Origin of the sequence: Novosphingobium sp. SG754, from assembly GCF_013149315.1 — a bacterium.
Taxonomy (GTDB): domain Bacteria; phylum Pseudomonadota; class Alphaproteobacteria; order Sphingomonadales; family Sphingomonadaceae; genus Novosphingobium; species Novosphingobium capsulatum.
Genome location: NZ_JABGCC010000010.1, coordinates 40,246 through 64,066 on the forward strand (window position 1 = coordinate 40,246; position 23,821 = coordinate 64,066).

A 23,821-nucleotide genomic window follows, 5' to 3' on the forward strand; every position below is an offset into this window, starting at 1 on the left:
AACTGCGCTTGCCATCCAGCCACCTCTCCTTGCGGTCCTTCGTCTGCCGCAGTGGAGTTGGCGTTACCGAGTTTCCGCCGGAGCTTCAAGCGCCAGACTCGCTAAATGAAAGAAATTCGAAAAAAATCGAAAGGGTAAAGCTTGCCCCTCTCTTTCGGTTACGATAATGGCCAGCCGGCAAAAGGGAGATTAGAGTCCATGCCGCAAGTGCTGGCAGAATGCCGCCCAGACCTCGCACAACGCGTCCTTCATGTCCGCGAAATGGCTCGCTGGATCCGCAAGCGCGCCCTGCGGATGGTCTTCGAAGCCCGCCAGGGACACCCCGGTGGCGACCTTTCGGCCACCGACGTGCTGGCCACCCTCTATTTCGATTCGATGCGCTATGATCCCAGCCACCCCGCCGATCCCGCGCGCGACCGCTTCATCATGTCCAAAGGCCACGCCACCGGCGCGCTCTACAGCACACTCGCCAAGGCCGGCTTTTTCCCCGAGGAAGAACTGACCACCTACATGCAGCCGCTCTCGCGGCTCAACGGCCACCCCAACCGCGTCAAGATCCCCGGCGTCGAAACCAACACCGGTCCGCTGGGCCACGGGTTGCCGGTGGCAGTGGGCATCGCGATTGCCGGTCAGATCGATGCTGGGAAGATCGACGGGGCCGATTATCGCGTCTTCGTGCTCACGGGCGATGGCGAATTGCAGGAAGGCAGCAACTGGGAAGCGGCAATGACTGCCGGACATCGCAAGCTCTCCAACCTGACCGTGGTCGTCGATCGCAATCGCCTGCAGCAGGGTGCCGGCACGGAGGAGACCGTCGGTCTGGAACCCCTGGGTGACAAGTGGCGTGCCTTTGGCTGGGACGTGGCCGAAGTGAACGGGCACGACGTCGCTGCACTGATCCCGTTGCTGGATGGATCGGCCGCCCGCAGCCGACCGCTCTGCATCGTGGCCAACACGATCAAGGGCAAAGGCATTTCGTTCATGGAAAACAAGGCCAGCTGGCACCATGGTGTGCCCAATGCCGAGCAGTATGCGCAAGCGATGAAGGAACTCGACGCATGAGCAGCCCCGCCCCGGCCAAGACCGGCTTGTATGACTGCCGCGATGCCTATGTTGCCACGCTCGAAGAGCTGGGTGCCGCCGATCCGCGCGTGGTCGCGGTTGTCAACGACAGTGTCGGTTCGAGCAAGCTCGGCGGCTTTCGCGACAAGTTCCCCGAGCGTCTGATCAACGTGGGCATTGCCGAACAGGCCATGGTCGGCGTCGGCGCGGGCCTCGCCAATGGCGGCAAGATTGTATTCGTCAGCGGCGCTGCGTGCTTCCTCACCGGCCGCGCGCTGGAACAGGTCAAGGCCGATTGCGCCTATTCGCAAGCCAATGTGAAGCTCTGCGGGATTTCCAGTGGCGTCGCCTATGGCGAACTGGGCCCCACGCACCATTCGATCGAAGACGTGGCCTGGTTGCGCACCATGGGCGATATCACGGTGATCGTGCCGGCCGATCCCTGGGAAACCGAACAGGCGATCCGCGCCGCCGCCGCGCTCGATGGCCCGGTCTTCGTGCGTATCAGCCGCATGGGCGTGCCCGCGCTGCCCCGCCCGGCCGACGCCACATTCACGATCGGCAAGGCCGAAGTGCTGCACGAAGGCAACGATGCGGCGATCCTGGCAAATGGCACGGTCGTGTGCCGCGCGCTCGCCGCTGCCGAGGAACTGGCGCAACAGGGCATCGCCGCGCGCGTGGTCAACATGGCGTCCATGTCACCGATCGATGTCGAGGCAATCCTGGCCGCCGCCCAGACCGGCGCGATCGTCACGGCCGAAGAACACAGCGTGCGCGGTGGCCTGGGCAGCGCCGTTGCCGAAATCGTGTCACAAAACCAGCCTTGCCGCATGAAACTCTTGGGCTTCGAAGGCTTCCAGCCGACCGGCTCGGCCGAATTCCTGATGGAACGCGCCGGGTTGACCGGACCGTCGATCGCCTCGGCCGTGCGCACGCTGCTGGGGCGCTGATGGCCAGCACGCCGGCCATCCTGGCGATCGACCAAGGCACGACCAACACCAAGGCCCTGGTGGTGGGCCTCGATGGCATGATCCTGGGCACCAGCTCCGTTCCCACCGGAGTCGATCATCCCAAGCCAGGCTGGGCGCAGACCCCGGCGGCGATGATCCGCGACAGCGTGGCCGCCGCGGTCATGGCCGCACGCGCGCAGGCGGGCGATGCCGCGATCCTGGCGATCGGCATTTCCAACCAACGCGAATCCGTAGTGGCCTGGGATGCGGTGAGCGGCGAAGCGGTGGGCCCTTGCGTGATCTGGCAGTGCCTGCGCAGCGCGCCCTTGTGCGATGCCTTGCGCCAGGCCGGCCATGCCGACGAAGTGGCCGCGCGCTCGGGGCTGGGGCTTGATCCGATGTTTTCGGCAGGCAAGCTGCGCTGGCTGCTCGACCATGGTGCCGGCCCACGCGGCACCGCGCGCGACCTGGCGCAAGCTGGCGAATTGCGGGCCGGCACCGTCGATGCCTGGCTGCTCTGGGCGCTGACCGGCGGCGCGGCCCATGCCTGCGACGCAGGAAATGCCTCGCGCACCCAGTTGCTCAATCTCGACACCATCGACTGGGACCCGCGCTTGCTCGACTTGTTCGGCATTCCCGCCGGCATCCTTCCCCTGGTATGTGCCTCAAACGCGCTGTTCGGCCATACCGTCGGCGGCTTTGCCGCGCTGCCCGAAGGCATTCCAATCCACGCCATGATGGGCGATTCCCACGCCGCCCTGTTCGGCCATGCGATCGATGGCCCCGGACGGGTCAAAGTGACGCTAGGCACCGGATCCTCCCTGATGGCGCCGACGTCTGCCCGCACCCGCTCGACGCACGGGCTGTCCTCCACGATTGCGTGGCAGCGCGATGCCGCGCCGGTCCACGCGCTGGAAGGCAACATCATCGTGTCGGGCCACGCCGCCAGTTTTGGCGCGCAAATGCTGGGGCTGGATGGGCCAGAGGCTCTGTCCGCCTTGGCGGCCAGCGTGCCCGATGCTGGCGGCGTCCAGGTCGTGCCCGCGCTCGCGGGCCTAGGCGCGCCGCACTGGCAAGCCGACGCACGCGGTCTCATCTGCGGCCTTTCGCTGGCCTCGCGCCCGGCCCATGTCGCGCGCGCGGTGCTCGAAGGCATCGCACACCAGATCTGCGACGTACTCGCCGCCCTGGAAGCAGACCTGGGCGGCCCTTTCGCGGCCATTTCAGTGGATGGCCAGGCCGCGGCCAACGATCTTCTTATGCAGATGCTGGCTGACCTGTCGGGCCGCACGGTCGAACGTCCGGCGCAGACTGCGCTGAGCGCACTGGGTGCCGCCATGCTCGCAGCCGACGCGATCGACCGGCCGCTGGCCGAAAGCCTGCGTGCCCGCGACCGCAGCTTTGCGCCGTGCCTTGCCGAAGAACCACGACAGGCAGCGCGCGCGGCATGGGGCCTGGCGGTGGCGCGCGCCACGATGGAATCGCCGACCTGACCCAGCGATCCCGCCACAATAACGAACGGCCATGGACGCCGTCGCAAGGAGAGGAAATCCGATGCCTTCATGTCCCCTGGTCCTCACCGCAGTGGCAGCGTTTCTGCCCTTGAGCGTGCTCGCTGGCACGCCGGCCAGTGCCGCGCCTGCCCGCACGATGCATGCCGGGCCGACCTATGCTGAGCCGCCCGCCAGTGCGCGTCCGCGCGTAGTGATCACCACCGATCCCGAGCTGGACGATTTCAACTCGCTCTTGCGCTTCCTGCTCTACGCGCCCGATTTCAAGGTGGAAGGCCTGGTCTACGCCAGCAGCCAGTTCCACTGGAAAGGCGATGGCAAGGGCACCGCACGCACGTTTCCCGGTCGTGAGTACAACCGTGGCGGGGTGGATGCCTGCCCCTGCACCTCGTGGCGCTGGGCAAAGGGCGAGCGGTTCATCGACAAGGCGCTGGATCTCTATGCCCAGGCCTGGCCCAACTTGCGCGTCCACAACCCGGCCTATCCCAGCCCGGCCGCGCTGCGCGCCAAAGTGCGCTGGGGCAACGTCGCGTTCGATGGCGACATAAGCGAGGACACCGCGGGCAGTGAACTGATCCGCAAGCTGCTACTCGATGACCAGGAAGCGCCGGTCTATCTTCATGCCTGGGGCGGCCAGAGCACGATCGCCCGCGCGCTCAAGCGGATCGAGGACGATTATGCCGGCAAGCCCGAATGGGCGGCAATCCGCGCCAAGGTCATCCGCAAAGCGGTGATCCAGCCTTCGGGCGATCAAGACGATACTTACGCCAAATACATCAAGCCGCACTGGCCCGAGATCCGCTATAACCAGCAGTCCGATGGCGCGAGCCTGGCCTACTTCTCGCAGCTGACTCTCAGCGCCGAAGATGCCGCGCTGCTGGGCGCCGATTGGACTCGCCGATGGATCTCATCGCGCGGCCCGATCGGGGCGGCCTATCGCGTCTGGGGCGATGGCAAGCAGATGGTGCCGGGCGACAAGTACGATTACTTCGGCATCGCCGGCAAGACCGCAGCCCAATTGCGCGCCGAAGGCTATCACGTCTGGGCACCGATCATGGCGCCCGGGTCGTTCATTTCCGAAGGCGATACGCCCACATTCCTCAACTTGGTCAACAATGGCCTGCAAGGCTGGCGAGACAGCAGCTTCGGCGGATGGGGCGGGGTCCATTCCCACAGCGAGAGTTACGGTGTCTCGCCAGAGGCCGGAGCGGCAATTCGGGCCATGTTGGCCAATCCTGCTGCGCAGGTCACCGTGCCGCGCGCGCCGACGTCACCCTTCTTCCGCGCCGTGCAGAACGACTTTGCCGCGCGTCTCCTCTGGGCCGTCACGCCGCGCCGCGCCGATGCCAACCATGCCCCGGTGGTGCAGCTTGCCGGTCCGGTCCAGCGCAGCGCGCGTGCCGGCGCCTTGCTCGACCTGTCGGTGCGAGCCAGCGATCCCGATGGCAACCGCCTGGCCTTGCGCTGGTGGCCCTATGCCGCCGCTGGAACCTATCCCGGGACGCTGCCCGCCACGCTCGGCACGGGCTCGGTCTTGCGTTTTCAGGTGCCTGCCGATGCCAAGCCGGGCCAGACCCTGCACCTGATTGCCGAAGCGAGCGATGATGGAACGCCGGCCCTGACCCACTATGCCCGCGTGGTCGTGACTGTCACGGATTAACGCCACGAAAAAGGCCGGGGTCAGGCGAGGTTTCCCCATCCCGCCTGCCCCCGGCCTAGAGTCTTTCGGCCGGGTTGCCCCGCCGTCCGACACGCTTAGAACTTCGTGCGCAGCCCGAACTGCACCAGGCGCCCCAGGGTCGAGCCATTGGCATAGCCCGAACCGGCATTGCGCCACGGCGGATCCTGATCGAGCAGGTTGTTGACCGTCAGCGACAGCGACACCGGCCGCTTCAGCCCCAGCTTTTCCAGATCGAGCGCGGCAAAGAGGTTCACCGTGTTGAACGCGCCGACACGCGGCTGCAGCGGTTCGCCGATAATCGGGTAGCCGCCCGAGTGGTTGAGCGAGACCCGGCTCGAGAGTGCCCCGGAATCGAGGCCCAGCGAGGCGACGAAGTTGAAGCGGCTAACGCCGTTGTCGAGGCGCTCGACAAAGGCCGAAGTCGGCGAATCCTTGGTCTTGCGATGCAAAGTGTAGGTGCCCGCGAACCCGGCATTGATCGTGCCGAAGCCGACGGGACGGCGCAGCGTGACATTGAAGTCGATCCCGTCCTGCTTGAGCCGGCCACGATTGTAGCGGCGCAAGTCGTAGATCGCATACGGATTGTTGGCGGCGAAGAACGAGGCCAGCGAAGTGAAATTGTCCGCCCGCACACCGCCAGAAAATGCCGTTGCCTGTGCCAGCGTGGGATTGAGAATATAGAACGGCGCATTGGTGGGATCGGCATAGAAGCTGGCTCCGCCCAACAGCCCGCCAATATTGACGCTGATCTGGTCCTTGAAATCGACGTTATAATAGGTCGCGCTGATCGTCAGGCCCTTGAAGAAATCGGGCTGGATATCGGTGCCGAGCGACCAGGTCGTGGCGCGTTCGGGCCGCAGGTTGGGGTTGCCGCCGGAAATGTAGAGAATGGGGCGGAACATATCGGCAGGCGAACTGCCCGGCGCCAGGTTCAGCACGATCGGGATCGACGAGACGCGCGCGTCAACCGCGCCGGTGGTATCGGCCAGGCTGGGCGCGTGGAACGAGGTGCCCCAGTTGCCGCGGAACGAAATGCCGTGAACCGGGCGATACGTGAACCCGATCTTGGGATTGGTGGTGCCGCCCACGTCGTCGTAATGGTCATAGCGGACCGATCCGGTGAGATCGAGCGCCTGGACCAAGGTCATGGCGTTGCCGGGTCCCACCAACGGCACCAGCACTTCGCCATAGATCGACGCGACGTTGCGCGAGGCAATGGCGCGGTTCTGCTTGGGGCTGGCATCGGCGCCGAATGCAATATGGGCGTCGATCTTTTCCCAGTGATATTCGCTCCCCACGGCCAGGCGAAGATCGCCGCCCGGCAGGCTCAACACCGCGCCATCGGCCACGATCCGCGCTTCGGCCAACTTCTGGGTGGCTTCCGAGAAGTTGGTGTAACCGCGAATGCCGGTCAGCACGGCCGGGTTGGTCTGGCTCAGATCATAGGGATCGAGCGCGGCCGAAGTCGTCGTGGCAGCCAGCGCCGCATTGACCGCATCGGTGTTGATCGAACGCTCGGTCGTGGAATTGTAGCTCTGGCCATAATTGAGCATGCCGCGCAGCTTCCAGTCGTGCGGCAGGCTATAAGTGAAAGTCGGCGTAAAGCCCCAGGAATTGAAGCGTGCAGGATTGTCGGTCCCCTTGCCGAAGACCGGGCTGTAATCGAACAGCACCTGCTGGCTGGTTTCGGTGCCGATCGGACGGAAATAGGGGTTGGCCGACGTGATCGTGCTGTTGGTGGACAGCGGCGCTGTCAGGGTATGCGTGACGCGTTCCGAGAAATAGCCGGTAAGGTTGAACGAAAGCTTGTCACTCAGGTCCTGGTCGAGTGTGCCGAAGACGGTATGGCGACGCTCGCGCGGGTAAATGTCGGCATAATCAGTGTTGCTGCAGAGGTTGCGTGTGCCGGCCACCAGACCGGGCATGGCGTAAGTGACGCCGCCCACGATCAGATTGGGCTGCGCGCACGTGGTAACGCGGCGATCGCTACCGCCGTTGGCGGTGTTGTTCTGCGTAACGTAGTCGCGCTCGATGCCCTGGATATTGTTGTGCCAGGCATAGGCATAAGATAGCGTGAACGAGCCACTGCCCCAATCCTTGCCCGCCGTGACGTTGCCGTCGAGCGTGGCGTAGCCGTCGGCGAAACCGTAATTGGCAGCGATATCAACACCAGAGCTGCGCTTGCGGGTGATGATATTGATGACCCCGCCGATAGCATCCGAGCCATAGATCGACGAACCGCCATCGGGCACGACTTCGACCCGCTCGATAATGCCGGGCGGGATGATCGTGGGATCGGCGTAAGTCTGCAGAATGCCCGAGCCGACCAAACGATGCCCGTTGAGCAGGAGCAGCGTGGTCGTGCCGCCCGAAGCACCCAGGTTGCGCAAGTTGGTCTGTGCGATGGGCTGGCCGAAACTGGCCGAACCGGATGGGAACGAGTTGAAATTGCTGACCTGGGGAATGGTCGCCAGCAGGTTGTTGGTCGAAGAGGCGCCCGTCGCGCGGATGTCGGCGGTGGACACGCCGATCACATTGGTGCCAACCGGAGCGACGCCTCGGATAAGCGTGCCCGTCACGACGATTTCGCGCACTTGCGTGTTGTCCGCTTCGCTGGTGGCATCGGCGCTGGCAGCCGTTGACGGCAAGGCGGCTGGCGGATCGGCAGCAGGCACGGCCTGGGCCGCAGCCGGGCTGACCATCGCAGATACGCAGAGCCCCGCCGCCATGGCGCTGCCTGACAGCGCGGCGGCACGAAATTGTGGCAATTTCATGCGGTTCCTCTCCTGGTTCGCACCTGGCTTTGGCCATTTAAAAAAGGGTGCTTTCTGTCGGGACTCGTAATGACTCGTTGCCAATCGATCAACCGATTCTTTCGTTTGATTTCGTTTTCGACAACCAATCGATCGCGGTGGGCCCTATTCCGGGCGTGCGACATGACGCCACGGTGTCATTTGCACAGGGAGGTCCTACCCATCCTGAGCAGTCTCAAGAAACCAATTAATCTGCTGAATGCGGCCATCTTCAGCCGCCATCCCAAGCCCGCCGCGTCGGCTGAAAAGCCGATTGACCACTTTCGAATAACTTCATATTCGATCTCTTCGAAAATAAAAGAAGCCGCTTTCGGTTGCGAGAGGACCCCATTCGCATGACATGTTCCGTTTCCCGCCGCAGCCTGCTCGGCGCCACGGCCGCTCTGGCCACGTGCCTCGCCAGCCGCTCGTTCACCAGCCCTGCTTTTGCCGGAGATTTCGGCGCAGCCACGCCGATCGTGAAGACCACCAATGGGCCGGTGCGCGGCCGCTATGAATTGAGCGGGACGCTGGCATTCAAGGGCCTGCGCTATGCCGCACCACCGGTCGGCGCGTTGCGCTTCCGCCCGCCCCAGCCACTCCAGCCCTGGACCGACGTGGCCGATGCCGGCCGCTTCGGTGCTTCGGCAATCCAGGCCCACGGCCAGCGCGATGCTCCGTTCGACGAGACGCAAAGCGAGGACTGCCTGTTCCTCAATGTCTGGACGCAAGGGCTCGACCAACCCAAGCCGGTCATGGTCTGGCTGCACGGCGGCGCCTTTTCGTCGGGCGCCGGCACGCGTCCCACTTACTGGGGCGATCATTTCGCACGCGATGGCGTGGTGCTGGTGAGTGTCAACCATCGCCTCAACGTCTTCGGCTTCGCCCAGTTGCCCGATAGCTGGGGCCCCGATTACCGCTCGTCCGGCCTTGCCGGCCTTCTCGACATCGTGGCGGCACTGCGCTGGGTGCGCGACAATATCGCACAGTTTGGCGGCGATCCGTCCAATGTCACGCTGTTTGGTGAAAGCGGCGGCGGCGCGAAAGTTTCGCTGCTCATGGGTATGCCCGATGCCAAAGGCCTGTTTCACAAGGCAGCGATCCAGAGCGGTGCCGATCTCGACGCCACGCCACGCGCCTACGCCACAGCGCTCGGCGGCGCGCTGCTCGACAAACTTGGGGTCAAACCAGGGGACGTCCAGGGTCTTGCCGCCGTTCCAACCCAGACGATTTTCGATAGCCAGCAAGCGGCGGTCGACGCAGTCGCCAAGCTCGCTCCCACCGGTTTCCTGACCGGCGATTTCACCCCCAGCATCGATGGCAAGGCATTGCCGCGCGGCCCGTTCACGCCCGATGCCTCGCCGCTCTGCGCCGATATCCCGCTGATCATCGGCACCAACAAGGATGAAGGTACGATGTTCGCTCTGGGTGACAAGAGCCTAGCCACCGCGACCGATGCAGACCTTGAAGCAGCCATAGCCAAATTACTGCCCCGCAAGACCGGCGAAGTGGTCGCCGCCCTGCGCGAGGCCTATCCAGGCTATAGCCCCGGCGACCTGATCACCGCGTTCAACGGCAACCGGATGTTTTGGACCAACAGCATCCTGCTGGCAGAGCGCAAGGTCCGACAAGGGTCGCCGGTATGGATGTATCGCATGGACTGGGAAACCCCGGTGTTCGGCGGACGGCTCAAGGCCGGCCACGCGGTCGAGTTGTCCTTCGTCTTCGGCACACATGACAACATCCGTGACTTTGTCGGCCCGGGCCCCGGCCCCGATCGCATGGCCGCGCAGATGCATCCGGCATGGGTCGCCTTCGCCAAAACCGGAAACCCCCAGCACCCCGGCATCCCATCCTGGCCCGCCTATAACCTGGCACAGCGACAGACAATGATCTTCAACCTGCAATCACGAGTGGCAAGCGACCCGCACGCTGCGCTACGTCGGCTACTGATCGCGGGATGAGGTAACGGCATTGCCATGCTCGGCGCCGTATTACTGCTGTGGCAATTGGATAATCTCGGAATCTGCCCGCTGAGAAGCCATGCTGCCCATGGCAGACAATGACGTGACACGGTGCGTTACTCGCCTCGCCCTCCTCTGTTTCATTCTAAAAGTCAGCGCTACAAATGCCAAAGTAAACTATCAAAGCTTGCCCACCAGTTCCGGCACGGCGGTGAACAGGTCGGCCACCAGGCCCACGTCGGCCACTTGGAAGATCGGCGCGTCTTCGTCCTTGTTGATGGCGATGATGGTCTTTGAGTCCTTCATGCCGGCAAGGTGCTGGATCGCCCCGGAAATCCCCACCGCGACATAGACCTGCGGCGCCACGATCTTGCCAGTCTGGCCGACCTGGTAATCGTTGGGCACATAGCCGGCGTCCACCGCCGCGCGGCTCGCGCCGATCGCGGCACCGAGCTTGTCGGCCAGCGGGGTGATCGTCGCGGCAAAGGTTTCTGCGTCCTTCAAGGCGCGGCCGCCCGAGACGATGATCTTGGCGCTGGTCAGTTCCGGCCGCTCGCTCTTGGCGATTTCCGCGCCGACGAAGCTGGAGAGGCCCGCGTCCCCCGCGCCGCTCACGGCCTCGATCGCAGCGCTGCCGCCGCTCGCCTCGGCCTTGGCGAAGGCCGTGGCACGCACCGTCACCACCAGCTTGGCATCGCTCGATTCGACCGTGGCGATGGCATTGCCGGCATAGATCGGCCGGGTGAAGGTCTTCGCGCCTTCGACCGAGAGAATGTCCGAGACCTGCGCCACGTCGAGCAGCGCGGCGACGCGCGGCGCGACGTTCTTGCCGGTGGTCGTGGCCGGCGCCACGAACGCGTCGTGATCGGCCATCAGCCCGGCGACGAGCGGCGCGACGTTTTCCGCCAAGGCATGGGCATAGGCCGCGTCATCGGCCTTGAGCACGGCGGCCACGCCGGCGATCTGCGCGGCGGCCTGGGCCACGCCATCGATGCCTTCGCCCGCGACCAGCGCGACCACGTCACCCAGCTGGCCCGCTGCCGTCACCGCGCTCAGCGTCGCGTCCTTGATGGCCGCGCCGTCATGCTCGACCCAGAGAAGAACCTTACCCATCACGCGACTCCCAGTTCCTTGAGCTTGGCCACCAACGCATCGACATCGGCCACCTTGACGCCGGCCGCGCGGACCGGCGGCTCGGCCACTTTCAGCGTCTTGAGGCGCGGCGCCACATCGACGCCGAGGTCCGCCGGGGTCTTGGTGGCGAGCGGCTTGGACTTGGCCTTCATGATATTGGGCAGCGAGGCATAGCGCGGCTCGTTCAAGCGCAAGTCGGTGGTTACCACCGCCGGCAGCGCCAGCTTGACCGTTTCCAGGCCACCATCGATCTCGCGCTTGACGATCAGGTGATCGCCTTCGACGCTGACTTCATTGGCAAAGGTGCCCTGCGGCCGGCCGAGCAGCGCGGCGACCATCTGGCCCACCTGGTTCGAATCGTCGTCGATCGCCTGCTTGCCGGTGATGATCAGGCCCGGCTGTTCCTCGCCGGCAATCGCCGTCACAATCTTGGCCACGGCCAGCGGCTCGACCTCGTCATCGCTCTGCACCAGGATCGCGCGGTCCGCACCCATCGCCAGCGCCGTGCGCAGCGTATCAGTTGCCTTGGCAGGCCCGACCGACACCGCCACGATCTCGCTCACCACGCCCTTTTCCTTCAGGCGAATGGCTTCCTCGACCGCAATCTCGTCGAACGGGTTCATGCTCATCTTCACGTTCGCCAGCTCGACACCCGTGCCATCCGCCTTCACCCGCGGCTTCACGTTGTAGTCGATCACCCGCTTCACGCAGACCAGGGCTTTCATTGCAGTGCACTCTCATCAACGGCATGGACAGAAACGAAGGGCCGCCCACGATGGAGCGGCCCCGGGATTTTTTGCCTGGCCCTCACCGGGTCAGGTCACGATCAGAAGCGATAGGCGATGGACGCCCCATAGACCGCCGGTTTGCCACGATAGCGGATCAGCGTGTCGAGATAGGTCGAGATCGCCGTGGTATAGGTCTTGTTGGTCACATTGCGGCCATAGATCGTCCCGCGCCAACGCCCGTCGGCGGAACCCACGCCAATCCGCGCATCGAGCGTGGCATAGCCGGCGATCTCGAAATCGTCGGCGGGCAGCGCCGCATTGTGGAACGTAGTGTTCTGCCGGCCCTGGTACGTCAGTGTGCCGCCCAGAAAGCCGACGAGGTTGTCACCGATGGAGCGTTCGTACTGTGCGTCGACGTTCGCGCTGAATTTGGGCGTATAGGGCAACTCCGAATTGCGGAAATTGCCGGTATAGCCAGCAGCGTTATAAACTGCCTGCCCGTCAGGCGTTTTGGAATAGTCCGAGGTCACCTTGGCCTTGAGGTAGGTCGCGCTCGCGCTCAAGTGCAGGCCAGCCAGCGGCTTGACCACCAGTTCACCCTCGATCCCGAAAATATAGGACTTGGGCACGTTGAGCATCTTCTCCAGCAGGCCGAATACCGGGTCGGCAATGCGCCCGCGGACCTGCTTGTTGGAATAGTCGTAGTAGAACGCCGCCGCGTTGAGCTGGACCTTACGATCCGCCAGCGGCGCCTTGAAGCCGGCTTCGAATGCCAGCACCTTTTCTTCGGTAGCGGGGGTATATTGCAGGATACGCGAGGCGCCGATCGCCGAGAACGTGCCGGCCTTGTAACCTTGGCTGACCGTGGCATAGAGCAGCGTGCCCTGGTCGAACTTGTAATTCACACCTGCGCGGAACGACACGTTGTCTTCCTGCAGGTGGCTGGTGACCGGGCTGAGCGTCGATTTGGCCGTACCCAACAGCAGATCGCCTGATGTCGGGAAGCACTGGCCGGGCAGGATGGTGATAGGCACGCTGTTGAGCGCTGCACCATAGATCGTCGCGGTACCCTGCGCGGTGTCGATGGCAGGGTCGTTGTAGCAGTAGGTCGCGCTCTGTTTGTTGTTGGTGTAGCGGATACCGCCCTGGATCGTCAGATTAGGGACGATTTCGGCTTCGGCGTTCGCAAACAGCCCATAGGAGCGCATTCTGGACGCGTAATTGTTCAAGGTGAGCGTAATAAGTCCCAGATTTCCCGAATAATCGTTCAGCTGGAAATAGTTGTTCTGTGATGTACGCACGTTGTCATAACTAGCCCCGACGATCCAGTGCAAGGTCGGCGAGTTGCCTGCCAGGCGCAGTTCCTGGTTGAACGACCGCACATCGCCAAACAGCGGCACATCGACCGCACGGGCAGTGGTTCCGTCGAGATCCTGGTTGTAAGCCAACTTCTGCTTGGCGAGGGCCGTGACCGACGTGACCGTGATCGTGTCCGTCACATCCACATCGATGCGCCCGGCAAACTGGTAATAGCTGTTGTCTGACTTGCCCAGCAGCCCTTGCGTCCATTCCGCATCGCGCGCGTTGTTGCTGATCTTCGTGCCCAGCACGGCGCGGGCGCCAGCAGCCACGGCCGGATCCGCGCCATTGAGCCGGCTGACCAGGGTGGATTGGGCACCCAGGAAGCTGCCGCTATACCCGGCCGAACCGGGCGTGGTCAGATCGGCGTAGCGCTTGGCATCAACGTAGCCATAGGGGTTGCCTGACGCGGCGAGTTGCGACTGGCTGCCATAGATATTGTAGATCGTGCCAGCATATTGCGGGGCCAGCGGATCGGACCGATCGCGCGAGCCGGTGGCCATGAGTTCGATCTTAACGCCATCGGCCGGGGCAATGTCGACGGTCAGGCGCCCCATGATCTTGCGCGCATCACCGTTGTCGTCGTTGGGCCGGGACAGGCTGCGCTGCCAGGCGCCACCGCTGATTCCCTTGACTGCAAGCCGTGCGGAAATCTTGTCGCCCAGTGGACCGCTGACGAAACCGCCGATTTCGGCGCGATCGAAGCGTTCGTAGGAGGCGTTGAAGCCAGCATGGAAGTCAGGCGTGGGCTTGCCGACGATGTAGTTGACGGCGCCGCCGGTCGAACTTTGGCCAAACAGCGTGCCTTGTGGGCCCTTGAGCACTTCGACCCGCTCAATATCGAGATCGAGCGCGTCAGACATGACCGGCACGTTGCGCGGGATCTGGTCGGTATAGACCGAAACGGACGGCGGCGCGCCAAAGGTCGCGTCATAAAGGCCGATGCCGCGCAGGGTGAATACCGGCGTGGAATAGAGCGACTGGGTGAACGTGAAGCCGGGCACCAGCTTGGCGAGGTCAGCCGGGCCGGAAACGCCACGCTGAAGCAATTCCGAACCAGATGCCGCAGAAATGGTCAGCCCGACACTGTTGGCCGACTGCTCGCGCTTGTTGGCAGTCACGATGATTTCTGGTGCAGCGGGTGCCTCTTCCGGCTTGGCGTCGGGCTTGGCGGCTGCCTGGGCCAACGCGGTGTCGGCCGACAGGATCGCCAGCGCAACGGCGGCTCCGCCGAACAGATATTGTTTATTCAGGCGCATCTCTACCTCCCATTTTTTTCTGTTAGATCAGGTAAGCAGGCATCTATCCGCGTTGCCGTGGGGCGTCGGCTCAACCGGCGATCATCGCCCCATCGACCACGTGCTCGGCACCGGAAACGAACGACGCCTCGTCCGACGCCAGGAATACGACGACATTGGAAACTTCATGCGGCTCGGCCAGCCGCCCGAGGGGAATGGCCGCTGCGGCACCCCCGCCGCGCTCGTCGGTGGCGGCCACCATCATTGGCGTAAGAATGTAGCCGGGATGCACGGAATTGACGCGGATGCCATCCTTGCCGTGCCATACCGCCATCAGCTTGGTCATTCCGCGCACGGCCCACTTGCTGGCGCAATAGGCGGCGTTCGACGAGGCGGCCGCGCCGACCATCCCGGCAATCGACGATACGTTGACGATCGAGCCGCCGCCTGCGCTCTGCATGCCCGGCAGCACGGCTTGCATCCCAAGGTATGTCCCCAACTGGTTGACGGCACAGACCTCCAGGAATTCGGTCTCGGTGAGATCGAGCACGCCCTTGACCGGGCCAATCACGCCCGCATTGTTGACCAGCACGGTGACCGGGCCAAATCGCGCTTCCGCCACGCCCACCACGCGCCGCCAACCTGCTGCATCGGCCACGTTATGCTCGACGAAGCAGGCAGCTTCGCCCAGTTCGGCCGCGATGGCTGCACCGCGCACAGCATTGACATCGGTGAGCACCACCTGCGCCCCTTCGCGCACGAAAGCGCGGGCATGGGCCTCCCCCATGCCTTGCGCGGCGCCGGTGATGATCGCAACCTTTCCGGCAAGGCGCGACATGGTCAGGCCACTCCTGCCACGGCCGGGGCGGCGATCTGCGGCGCTACGTCCTGCGCCAGCAGTTTCATCGAATGCTCCCATGGCTCGGGATTGTCGATATAGTCGTGGCTGTAGACCAGCAGCGTGCCGAACGGACCGCCCAGGTCGTCGCACCAGGCCTGGATCTTCTGGCGTACCGTTTCGACGGACCCGACAATCCACACATGCTCGGCGAGGTATTCGGCATCGACCGTGTCGGGATCAACCGAGGGATCGTGCAGCAGGCCCTTGAGCACGCCAAACCGCTTGTACGTCGGCTTGATGTAGCTTTCCCAAGCGAGGCCCAGCCCGCCCTCTAGCGCCAGCTTCCGCGCCTCGGCGTCGGTCTCGGCAACGACGACGTCGCGCACCACACGGTGGGCGGAGCGGTCGCTCGGCCGCCCGGCCCGCTCCATTTCCTCGCGATAAGTTTCGAAATGGCTGCGCAGGAATGCATTGCCCGCATAGACCGAGGCTGGAATGAAGCCATGCCGGCCGGCGAAAGTGATCGAGGGCGACGGTGCAGACAGACCGGTCATCGCCATCTGCATCTGCCCGCCCCACGGGCGGGTATCGCGCAACGGGTGGGCCGGATCACTCTTCGGATAGCCGGCATTCCAGAACTGGCCTTCCATCTGGAACGGTTCGTTGTTCCACACCCGCTCCATAATGGCGATCGCCTCGAGCATCATGGCGTGGTTCTTGCTCATATCCGTAATGCCGCGCACCGCCGCATCAGTGGGATAGGCCCCCGTGGCGACACCCAGCATATAGCGACCTTCCAGCACCTGACTGAGCCAGGCCGTCTGAATGGCCAGAGTTGCGGGGTGATGGTAGGGCAGCAGATGCGCCAGCGGGCCGAACTTGATCTGGCTCGTCTGGGCTGCGGCAGCGGCGATCACCAGTTCCGGACTGGGAATGCTTTCCCAGTCCAGCGTGCCGTGTTCACCAACCCAATATTCGCTGAAGCCGACGCGGTCGGCATGGATCGCCTGCTGTACTGCCCAGTGAAAAACCTGCTTTGCCGTCCGCTCGGGACGGAGAAACGGGGTCTGGAACATGCCAATTTTCATGGGATCACCTCGTTGGTCGGACGTCACAGCGCGGCCCCGCAAGCCGGGCCTGCCGTCAGCCGAAATCTTTCCATTCGATGATGCAGCCATCGCCATCAAAGCGGATGAAACTGCAGAATTTGAGCCGGAACACTGCCCCGGCCTTGCCAAAACCGGGCAAGTCCACGCTTGGCGTGCCGACATACCAGGCCTGGCGGATGACCGTGTCACCGACCTCCAGGACCAAGTCTGCATCTTCGAAATGACGATCGGGAACATAATTTTCGGCAAAGCCGCGCAAGACCTCGAGCAGCGCGTCGCGCGACGTCAACGTGAAGTCGCGGTTGTAATGGGCAAAATCCACATCCGGTGCCATCATATCTGCCATCGCATTGAAATCCTTGGCATTGTAAGCCTGGATCAAGCGCTCGGCACGGTTGGCAAGGTCGGCCATCGTCCTCTCCGCGAATTCAGGTGGTTCTCCGAACCCATGCATTGCCGCATGCAGCGCGCATCTCCACCGCGCTTGCGGAAATGCTCGATTCGAGCCCTGCTGTTTGTTGCAAGGAGCCTAGATTCCCGAAAGGACGTCGTCAATTTTTTTCGACGTTTTGTCGGGTTATTTTGGAAATGAAGTACTATCTAATTGTTTTTAGACGATATTATCATTCCAAACCGACTCTTGGTCGGCAACAAATATCCTGATAGTAGCATACAACCCCACTATAAGGCTGCTCGAATGCCCCTATCGACCCGCGGGATTGACGCGCAAGACTGCAACGACACTGCACCCGAGGATCGGGCCGAAGCCGGCGACCACGCCTGGGACACGCTGCTCGAGCTCGTCACCAGCCGCCCCAAGCGCGCTCCTGACCGCAAGCAGAACCGCAGCAAGCGCACGGAACAGCAAATTCTCAATGCCGCCCTGCGCGTCTTTGCGCGGGACGGCATCTCGCGCTCGCGCATCGCCGACATCGCCGCCGAAGCCGGGATATCCACGTCCACGCTCTACGAGTATTACAAGAGCAAGGAAGACCTGGCGTACGACCTGCCCAATTCGCATCTGGTCAGCTTCTTTCAGGAGTATCGCGCCGCGGTTGTCGGAAAAACATCCGCGCGGGAAAAGCTGCTACTCTACCTATCCATGTCCGCCGATTTCGCGCGGGAACATGCCGATTGGGGCCGCCTGTTTTATCTGGAAATTTGGCCCAGCGTGCTCGTCAGCGAAACCGAATTGCGCCACAGCGTCGATGATTTTGCGCGGATCGCACGCTACCTCATCGACGAAGGCGTCCGCCAGGGTGAATTTCCCGCCGGCCGGAACAGCTATGAAACAGCGTCACTGCTGCTCGGCGCGGTCAACCAGGTGATCATCACCTGGCTGCTGTACCGGCGCCCGCGCAACCTGACGAAAGCCAGCGCGGAGATGGCCGATCGCGTGATCACCATGATCGCCAACGAACGCCCCTGACACCCTTGCCGGCGCAACCAGCGCCTCCGACGCCCGCTTTTGACTACCCCCCCTTCAGCGCTGCGCAGCCAACGCGTGTGAACACGCTTCCCAACCCGTCCATTCGTTGCCATAATATCCGAATTATCGTCGAGATTAATTGGGAGAGGCTTCATGGGACGACTCCAGGGCAAAGTTGCCATCATCACCGGTGCCGCACAGGGCATGGGCGCTGCCCACGCGCGGCGCTTTCTGGCCGAAGGCGCCGCCGTCACGATTACCGACATCGATGCGGAGCGTGGCGAAGCGCTTGCCCGGGAACTGGGCGAAAGGGCTGCGTTCTATCGCCTCGACGTTGCCGACGAAGAGAACTGGGCAGCGGTTGTCGGTGCTACCGAGGCCCGCTTTGGCCCTGTCACCGCGCTGGTCAACAACGCTGGCATCATCGGTTCACCCACACGTTGTGCAGACCTCACGCAAGCTGAATTCCAGCGCGTTTGCGCTATCAACCAGACTGCAGTGTTCCTCGGCACCAAGCACGTGATCCCCACAATGATCCGCGCCGGCGGCGGCTCGATTGTCAACATATCGTCGATCTCGGGCATCGTGGCGATCTATGGCACCCCCAACGTCGCTTACGCCGCCAGCAAGTTCGCAGTGCGCGGCATAACCAAGCAAGTCGCCATCGAATACGGCAAGCAGGGCATCAGGGCCAACTCCGTCCATCCCGGCTATATCAAGACGAAAATGATGACGGACGCGCTCGACGAAGACGGCATCCGCGTGGCATCGGCCTCCGTCCCGATCGGGCGGGTGGGCGAAGTGGAGGATGTCTCCAACCTCGTGGTTTTCCTCGCATCCGACGAATCCGGCTTCATCACTGGATCGGAATACATCATCGACGGCGGCCTCACAGCCTTGTGAACCGGGTGTCGCGCGGGCGCAGGCGGCGCCTGTGCGACACGATTTCACTTGCGCAGCACGCCGCGCTCGCTAGTTATATCCGACGTTTTTTCGGATTTATGAGCAAGGCAAAGATGGACAACGCGAGCTCGATTGCGCCCGACGACACGGTCTTGCGCACCGCCTTTCTGGAACAGATGCGCCAAGTGCCCGGCGCGGTTGCCATCATTGCCAGCGCGCAAGACGACGATGCCGGCGGGCTGGTGGCAACCGCCTGGTCCTCGCTTTGCGCCGATCCCCCCATGCTCCTGGCGTGCGTCAACCGTTCGGCCAGCGCGCACGATCTGATCCTGTCCACCGGAGCGTTCGGGCTCAGCCTGCTTTCGGCCCAGGACAGCGCCGTGGTGGGCCAATTCGCCGGCAAGGCCGCGCTGGCTGGCAAGGATCGCTTCGCCCCGGGATTATGGCGACGCGGGCCCGCCGGCCAACCCCTGCTGGAAAGCGCGACAGTGGCGTTCGAGTGCGCGTTGGAAGCCACCCACTCGCACGGGACGCACACGATCCTGATCGGCAAGGTGGGCGCGATGCACCGCAATGCAACTGCGGCAGCGCTGCTCTATTTAGATGGCAAATTCGCATCAGCCGTGCCCGCGTGAACATTGCCCCATACAACATAGCCCATAACAATATGCGTGGCAGAGAGGACCGAGCGGAATGATTAACAAGATCGTCGCCTCGATGGCCGAGGCCGTTGCCGATATGCAGGACGGCGCATCGATCATGATCAGTGGCTTTGGCGATGCCGGGGCTCCGGCGGAACTGATCGAGGCCGTGATCGCCCAAGGCGCCACGGACCTCACAATCATCAGCAACAACGCCGGCGCCGGCGAAACCGGCATTGCCGCGCTCATGCGGGCCAACCGCGTGCGCAAGGTCATCTGTTCATTCCCGCGACAAGCCGCCTCGCACCACTTCGACGCACGTTATCGCGCGGGCGAAGTGGAACTGGAACTGGTCCCGCAAGGCAACCTCGCCGCCCGGATCCAGGCTGCGGGTGCCGGGTTGGGCGCGATCTTCACGCCGACCGGCTATGGCACGATGTTGGCCCAGGGCAAGGAAGCCCGCGAGATCGATGGCCGCCATTATGTGCTGGAATATCCCATCCACGCCGATTTTGCGCTGGTGAAAGCGCGCGCGGGCGATCGCTGGGGGAACCTCGTCTATCGCAAGGTGGCCCGCAATTTCGGCCCGATCATGGCGATGGCCGCAAAGACCACGATCGTTCAGGTCGCCGAGATCGTCGAATTGGGCGCACTCGATCCCGAAACCATCGTGACCCCCGGCATTTTCGTCGATCGCGTCGTGGCCATGCAGCCCGCGCCGACCGTCTGACCACCAGGAGACCTGACATGCAGCGCATGGACCGCAATGCTCTTGCCGCCCGCGTCGCGCGCGACATTCCCGAAGGGGCCTATGTCAACCTTGGCATCGGCGCGCCCACCATGGTCGCCAACTTCCTGCCCAAGGACAAGGACATCTTCCTGCAAAGTGAGAACGGCTTGCTTGGCATGGGGCCGGCACCGGAGCCCGAAGATATCGATTGGGAACTGATCAACGCGGGCAAGCAGCCCGTCACCATCCTGCCCGGCGGCTCCTATTTCCACCATGGCGATTCGTTTGCGATGATGCGCGGCGGCCATATCGACATCTGCGTGCTGGGCGCATTCCAGGTCTCGATCCATGGAGACCTGGCGAACTGGCATACCGGCGCGCCAGATGCGATTCCGGCCGTAGGGGGCGCCATGGACCTGGCGATCGGTGCCCGCGACGTGTTCGTGATGATGGACCTGCTCACAAAGTCGGGCGAGAGCAAGCTGGTGCGCCAATGCACATATCCGTTGACCGGGCTGGCGTGCGTGTCGCGTGTCTACACCGACGTCGCGATATTCGATGTCGGCCCCGACGGCGCTCACGTGATCGAAATGGTTGAGGGCATGACGCTGGATACGCTGCGCGCTCTTACCGGGCTTGAACTGGCAGAGGCATGATGATGTCACAGACGATCGATCTCGGGGCCTTCGTCCTCGAACATCGTGACGACGGCGTGGTGATCGTCACGTTCTCGCGTCCGCCGGTCAATGCCGTGTCGTTGACCGTCTATGAAGACATCGGCCGCCTGGCCGACTATGCCACGCAGCACGACAGTGTCAGGGTGCTGGTGATCACCGCCCCACCTGGTGCCCGAGCCTGGTGCGGCGGGGCGGACCTGCACGAGTTCAAGGGCATGACGGCCGCGCGCCGCAAGGAACGCTATCACTTCATCAATGCGCAGTTGCCGCGCTTTCACGCGATCGACAAGCCGATGATCGCGGCGATCGAAGCGGCGACCATGGGCGTTGGCATGATGCTGGCGGGCATGTGCGATCTGCGTGTCGCTAGCGAAAACGCCCGCTTTGCGTGCCCGGAAGTGGACTATGGGCTGATCGGGGGCAGTGCCGGTCTGTTTGCCACGCTGCGCATGCCGGAAGCCAAAGTGCGCGAGATGATCTACACCGGCCGCACTTTCACCGCGCGCGAGTTGGAACCGACTGGCTTCTTCAACTACGTGGTACCGCGTCCGGCCGTATTGCCCATTGCGCTGGACCTTGCCGAACAAATCGCCCGCAAGAACATGCCGGTGCTGCGCGCCCGCAAGCTGGCCTCGCTCGAATGGGAGGGGTCGGAATGGATGGACGCCTATCTCGAAGCGCAGGAGCTGTCTTCGGCGCTCGTCGAAGATCCCGCCAGTGAAGCGGCCGTGCTCGCCGCCCTGCGCCGAGGCAGGGAACGCAAAGGCGCGAAAGCCTGACACCCCCGCGCGCGGGTGTTTCCGACACCGGCTGCGCGTAGGCCGGTGCGAACTGGGGATTCGCGCCGGGCGGGTCTTTATGCGCCGGTCCAGTCCGGCTGCCGCTTTTCCAGGAACGCGGCAATGCCCTCGCGCTTATCGGCGGTTCCGAACAAAGCGGAAAACGCCTGCCGTTCGGCGCCTAGATGCGCGGCATGGGGCAAATCGAACGCGGCGTTGACCAGGCTCTTGGCCTGGCGGACTGCCACTGGTGCGCGCGCGGCGATGGCTTCGGCCAGAACCGTGGCGCGCGGAAGAGCAGCGCCGTCTTCGACGACTTCCAGGACAAGCCCCAGTCGCTGCGCTGTGACGGCATCGATCGGCTGGCCCAACAGCACCATGTGCATCGCCGCCATGCGGCCAACCACGCGTGGCAGGGTGGCGGTCCCCCCTGCCCCGGGGATGATCCCCAGGTTGCTCTCCGGCTGGCCAAAGCGGGCGCTGGCCCCGGCAATGGCCAGATCGCAGCACATCAGCAACTCATTGCCCGCACCCAGGCACCACCCTTCGACCGCCGCCACGATGGGCTTGGGAAAAGCGCGGATGCGGGCCCAGTTTGCCGGGCGTGGATCGGCCAGCGCCCCGGCGACGCCCTTTTCGATCAATTCGTTGATGTCAGCCCCGGCGGCGAACACTTTGGCAGAGCCGGTGATCACCACCGCCAGGATCGCAGCGTCACCTGCTGCGGTGTCAAGTGCCTCGGCCACCAGCGCCAGCAGTGGGGTTGCCAAGGCATTGCGCTTTTCCGGATTGTTCAGCGTCAGGGTCAGCACGCCCGATGGCGCGCGATCGACGAGCAGCAGGCGAGAATTGTCGGTCATGCCAAATTCACCCAATATTGCGAAGGTTGGTACATCGCTTGTCCGGTCGCTGCAGCAATCGCGCGCAGCGCCTCGACCAGCGCGGCCACGCCGAAACGACGCGCCCAGGCGCAGGGCCCGAAAGGATAGTTGGCGCCAAAGCGCAGCGCCGCATCGATACCGGCCTCGTCGCTGACCTGTTCCAGCACGGCATCGCCCGCAGCATTGGCGATCTGGGCCAACGTGCGCAGCACGACCAGCCCCGGCCGATCCGCAAGGCGATAGGCCTCAAGCCCCCATTCCGCCAGCTTGGCTTCCACCGCAGTCGCGGCATCATCGTCGCTGGCAGCGTAACCGATCGAACCGGCGCAACTCTCGTCGAACCAGTCGAGCACCACCACCGGGCGGCCGATCTCGCGGGCTTCGTCCCGCGCAGTCCGCCCACGCGAAACCCGGACCTGAACTTTGCCTATGTCGAACGCCGGCAGGCACCAGTGCAATTCGGCCGGCTGGGGCGCAACGTCAGGCGGTATCGCGGCACCAGGCGCAATCGGTCGCTCAAAGCCCTTACCCTGGGCATAATCATAGACCCCGCGCCCGGTCTTGCGGCCCAGCCAGTTGGCGTCGACCAGGGCCGACTGCGCCAGTTGGGGCACGAACCGAGTCTGCCCGAAATAGGCATCAAACACCGAACGCGCGACGGCAAAGTTCACATCCTGGCCGATCAAATCGGTCAGTTCCAGCGGCCCCATGCGAAAGCCGGCGGCGTGCTTGAACAGGTGATCGATCACGTTGGCTGGCGCGCCATGCTGCTGCAGGCACGTGAATGCCTCACCATAAAATGGCCGCGCCACGCGGTTGACAATGAAGCCGGGTACGTCGGCAACCGGAACGCCGACCTTGCCCCAGCGCTTGGCCACATCGGCCACGCGCGCCGCCACGGCGGGATCGGTCGCCGGTCCGGAGACCAGTTCGACCAGCTTCATCACCGTTGCCGGGTTGAAGAAGTGCATCCCCATGAACCGGCCAGGGTGGGCAAGCCCACGAGCCAATCGTGCGATGGACAGCGAGGACGTGTTGCTGGCAATCACCGCATCGCTGCGCAAGTTGGCTTCCAGCGCCGCAAACAGGTCCTGCTTGATCGCCAGGTTCTCGACGATCGCCTCGATCACCAGGTCGCAATCGCGCAATCCGGCCGGTTCGTCGGTCCAGACCAAGGTACTCAGGATAACCTCCGGTTGCCCGGGCTCAAGCTTTCCACGCGCCACAAGAGTGGCGAGACCTTTGGTGATCTGGTCGCGGCTGCGATCGCGCGAGAGCGCATCGACATCATAGATCACGACGGGATGGCCGGCCTGGGCCGCGACCTGGGCAATGCCGCTGCCCATCGTGCCGGCACCGCAGACACCGATCCTGGATACCTCGTTCACGTCTCACTCTCCGGTGTTCTTGAA

20 protein-coding genes are annotated in these 23,821 nt (G+C 63.7%); 11 read left to right on the forward strand and 9 right to left on the reverse strand.

The features are described from left to right. Positions 1-261: 261 nt before the first annotated feature. From FHW97_RS18905 to FHW97_RS18920, 4 genes are all read left to right on the forward strand, one after another. Complete coding sequence (locus FHW97_RS18905) at positions 262-1,062, forward strand: transketolase (protein ID WP_253941884.1); 801 nt, start codon at positions 262-264, stop codon at positions 1,060-1,062. Next, a complete protein-coding gene (locus FHW97_RS18910; protein WP_171799474.1) occupies positions 1,059-2,012 on the forward strand; it encodes a transketolase family protein in 954 nt (317 codons plus the stop codon). The genes FHW97_RS18905 and FHW97_RS18910 overlap by 4 nt, the downstream gene beginning before the upstream one ends. Next, complete coding sequence (locus tag FHW97_RS18915) at positions 2,012-3,505, forward strand: FGGY family carbohydrate kinase (protein WP_171799475.1); 1,494 nt, start codon at positions 2,012-2,014, stop codon at positions 3,503-3,505. The genes FHW97_RS18910 and FHW97_RS18915 overlap by 1 nt, the downstream gene beginning before the upstream one ends. A gap of 61 nt (positions 3,506-3,566) precedes the next feature. Further along, positions 3,567-5,183, forward strand: a complete 1,617-nt coding sequence (locus FHW97_RS18920) for a DUF1593 domain-containing protein (RefSeq protein WP_216647775.1) — start codon at positions 3,567-3,569, stop codon at positions 5,181-5,183. A gap of 95 nt (positions 5,184-5,278) precedes the next feature. On the opposite strand, the gene FHW97_RS18925 is transcribed toward FHW97_RS18920, so the two are convergent. Further along, the gene (locus FHW97_RS18925) at positions 5,279-7,978 is read right to left on the reverse strand and encodes a TonB-dependent receptor domain-containing protein (protein WP_171799476.1); all 2,700 of its coding nucleotides are present in this window, start codon (positions 7,976-7,978) and stop codon (positions 5,279-5,281) included. 374 nt (positions 7,979-8,352) lie between these two features. On the opposite strand from FHW97_RS18925, the gene FHW97_RS18930 reads away from it, so the two are divergent. Continuing rightward, positions 8,353-9,960: a carboxylesterase/lipase family protein gene (locus FHW97_RS18930; protein WP_171799477.1), complete on the forward strand. Its 1,608-nt coding sequence runs from the start codon at positions 8,353-8,355 to the stop codon at positions 9,958-9,960. 180 nt (positions 9,961-10,140) lie between these two features. On the opposite strand, the gene FHW97_RS18935 is transcribed toward FHW97_RS18930, so the two are convergent. The 6 genes from FHW97_RS18935 to FHW97_RS18960 all read right to left on the reverse strand — a co-directional run bounded on the left by FHW97_RS18935 (position 10,141) and on the right by FHW97_RS18960 (position 16,781). Continuing rightward, the gene (locus FHW97_RS18935) at positions 10,141-11,073 is read right to left on the reverse strand and encodes an electron transfer flavoprotein subunit alpha/FixB family protein (protein WP_171799478.1); all 933 of its coding nucleotides are present in this window, start codon (positions 11,071-11,073) and stop codon (positions 10,141-10,143) included. Continuing rightward, the gene (locus tag FHW97_RS18940; RefSeq protein ID WP_169048733.1) at positions 11,073-11,819 is read right to left on the reverse strand and encodes an electron transfer flavoprotein subunit beta/FixA family protein; all 747 of its coding nucleotides are present in this window, start codon (positions 11,817-11,819) and stop codon (positions 11,073-11,075) included. Before FHW97_RS18940 ends, FHW97_RS18935 begins: the two co-directional genes overlap by 1 nt. A gap of 101 nt (positions 11,820-11,920) precedes the next feature. Then, a complete protein-coding gene (locus FHW97_RS18945) occupies positions 11,921-14,440 on the reverse strand; it encodes a TonB-dependent receptor (RefSeq protein WP_171799479.1) in 2,520 nt (839 codons plus the stop codon). A 70-nt stretch (positions 14,441-14,510) separates the two neighbouring features. Beyond that, positions 14,511-15,257 (reverse strand): glucose 1-dehydrogenase, encoded by a 747-nt coding sequence (locus FHW97_RS18950; RefSeq protein WP_171799480.1) that lies wholly within the window; start codon positions 15,255-15,257, stop codon positions 14,511-14,513. Positions 15,258-15,259: 2 nt separating this feature from the next. Next, complete coding sequence (locus FHW97_RS18955; RefSeq protein WP_253941885.1) at positions 15,260-16,336, reverse strand: LLM class flavin-dependent oxidoreductase; 1,077 nt, start codon at positions 16,334-16,336, stop codon at positions 15,260-15,262. 67 nt (positions 16,337-16,403) lie between these two features. Next, positions 16,404-16,781 carry a nuclear transport factor 2 family protein gene (locus FHW97_RS18960; protein WP_107719142.1) on the reverse strand — a complete coding sequence of 126 codons (378 nt, stop codon included), beginning with the start codon at positions 16,779-16,781 and terminating at the stop codon, positions 16,404-16,406. Positions 16,782-17,066: 285 nt separating this feature from the next. Here FHW97_RS18960 and FHW97_RS18965 point away from each other — a divergent pair, with 285 nt between their 5' ends. The 6 genes from FHW97_RS18965 to FHW97_RS18990 all read left to right on the forward strand — a co-directional run bounded on the left by FHW97_RS18965 (position 17,067) and on the right by FHW97_RS18990 (position 21,528). Continuing rightward, positions 17,067-17,798 carry a TetR/AcrR family transcriptional regulator gene (locus FHW97_RS18965; protein ID WP_107719140.1) on the forward strand — a complete coding sequence of 244 codons (732 nt, stop codon included), beginning with the start codon at positions 17,067-17,069 and terminating at the stop codon, positions 17,796-17,798. Between the two features lie 153 nt (positions 17,799-17,951). Then, on the forward strand, positions 17,952-18,701 hold the full coding sequence (locus FHW97_RS18970; RefSeq protein WP_171799482.1) for a glucose 1-dehydrogenase: 750 nt from the start codon (positions 17,952-17,954) through the stop codon (positions 18,699-18,701). Positions 18,702-18,799: 98 nt separating this feature from the next. Continuing rightward, a complete protein-coding gene (locus FHW97_RS18975; RefSeq protein WP_171799483.1) occupies positions 18,800-19,336 on the forward strand; it encodes a flavin reductase family protein in 537 nt (178 codons plus the stop codon). Between the two features lie 58 nt (positions 19,337-19,394). After that, on the forward strand, positions 19,395-20,072 hold the full coding sequence (locus FHW97_RS18980; RefSeq protein ID WP_171799484.1) for a 3-oxoacid CoA-transferase subunit A: 678 nt from the start codon (positions 19,395-19,397) through the stop codon (positions 20,070-20,072). 17 nt (positions 20,073-20,089) lie between these two features. Next, positions 20,090-20,728: a 3-oxoacid CoA-transferase subunit B gene (locus tag FHW97_RS18985; protein WP_171799485.1), complete on the forward strand. Its 639-nt coding sequence runs from the start codon at positions 20,090-20,092 to the stop codon at positions 20,726-20,728. Then, positions 20,725-21,528 carry an enoyl-CoA hydratase/isomerase family protein gene (locus FHW97_RS18990; protein ID WP_253941886.1) on the forward strand — a complete coding sequence of 268 codons (804 nt, stop codon included), beginning with the start codon at positions 20,725-20,727 and terminating at the stop codon, positions 21,526-21,528. Before FHW97_RS18985 ends, FHW97_RS18990 begins: the two co-directional genes overlap by 4 nt. A gap of 77 nt (positions 21,529-21,605) precedes the next feature. On the opposite strand, the gene FHW97_RS18995 is transcribed toward FHW97_RS18990, so the two are convergent. Continuing rightward, complete coding sequence (locus tag FHW97_RS18995) at positions 21,606-22,388, reverse strand: enoyl-CoA hydratase-related protein (RefSeq protein WP_171799486.1); 783 nt, start codon at positions 22,386-22,388, stop codon at positions 21,606-21,608. Beyond that, complete coding sequence (locus FHW97_RS22390; RefSeq protein ID WP_171799487.1) at positions 22,385-23,797, reverse strand: 3-hydroxyacyl-CoA dehydrogenase NAD-binding domain-containing protein; 1,413 nt, start codon at positions 23,795-23,797, stop codon at positions 22,385-22,387. Before FHW97_RS22390 ends, FHW97_RS18995 begins: the two co-directional genes overlap by 4 nt. Between the last annotated feature and the right edge of the window lie 24 nt (positions 23,798-23,821).

Coding starts and splice junctions, on each gene's coding strand:
- FHW97_RS18905 (WP_253941884.1), top strand. CDS start 262: ATGGCTCGCTGGATCCGCAAGCGCGCCCTGCGGATGGTCTTCGAAGCC.
- FHW97_RS18910 (WP_171799474.1), top strand. CDS start 1,059: ATGAGCAGCCCCGCCCCGGCCAAGACCGGCTTGTATGACTGCCGCGAT.
- FHW97_RS18915 (WP_171799475.1), top strand. CDS start 2,012: ATGGCCAGCACGCCGGCCATCCTGGCGATCGACCAAGGCACGACCAAC.
- FHW97_RS18920 (WP_216647775.1), top strand. CDS start 3,567: ATGCCTTCATGTCCCCTGGTCCTCACCGCAGTGGCAGCGTTTCTGCCC.
- FHW97_RS18925 (WP_171799476.1), bottom strand. CDS start 7,978: ATGAAATTGCCACAATTTCGTGCCGCCGCGCTGTCAGGCAGCGCCATG.
- FHW97_RS18930 (WP_171799477.1), top strand. CDS start 8,353: ATGACATGTTCCGTTTCCCGCCGCAGCCTGCTCGGCGCCACGGCCGCT.
- FHW97_RS18935 (WP_171799478.1), bottom strand. CDS start 11,073: ATGGGTAAGGTTCTTCTCTGGGTCGAGCATGACGGCGCGGCCATCAAG.
- FHW97_RS18940 (WP_169048733.1), bottom strand. CDS start 11,819: ATGAAAGCCCTGGTCTGCGTGAAGCGGGTGATCGACTACAACGTGAAG.
- FHW97_RS18945 (WP_171799479.1), bottom strand. CDS start 14,440: ATGCGCCTGAATAAACAATATCTGTTCGGCGGAGCCGCCGTTGCGCTG.
- FHW97_RS18950 (WP_171799480.1), bottom strand. CDS start 15,257: ATGTCGCGCCTTGCCGGAAAGGTTGCGATCATCACCGGCGCCGCGCAA.
- FHW97_RS18955 (WP_253941885.1), bottom strand. CDS start 16,336: ATGTTCCAGACCCCGTTTCTCCGTCCCGAGCGGACGGCAAAGCAGGTT.
- FHW97_RS18960 (WP_107719142.1), bottom strand. CDS start 16,781: ATGGCCGACCTTGCCAACCGTGCCGAGCGCTTGATCCAGGCTTACAAT.
- FHW97_RS18965 (WP_107719140.1), top strand. CDS start 17,067: ATGCCCCTATCGACCCGCGGGATTGACGCGCAAGACTGCAACGACACT.
- FHW97_RS18970 (WP_171799482.1), top strand. CDS start 17,952: ATGGGACGACTCCAGGGCAAAGTTGCCATCATCACCGGTGCCGCACAG.
- FHW97_RS18975 (WP_171799483.1), top strand. CDS start 18,800: ATGAGCAAGGCAAAGATGGACAACGCGAGCTCGATTGCGCCCGACGAC.
- FHW97_RS18980 (WP_171799484.1), top strand. CDS start 19,395: ATGATTAACAAGATCGTCGCCTCGATGGCCGAGGCCGTTGCCGATATG.
- FHW97_RS18985 (WP_171799485.1), top strand. CDS start 20,090: ATGCAGCGCATGGACCGCAATGCTCTTGCCGCCCGCGTCGCGCGCGAC.
- FHW97_RS18990 (WP_253941886.1), top strand. CDS start 20,725: ATGATGATGTCACAGACGATCGATCTCGGGGCCTTCGTCCTCGAACAT.
- FHW97_RS18995 (WP_171799486.1), bottom strand. CDS start 22,388: ATGACCGACAATTCTCGCCTGCTGCTCGTCGATCGCGCGCCATCGGGC.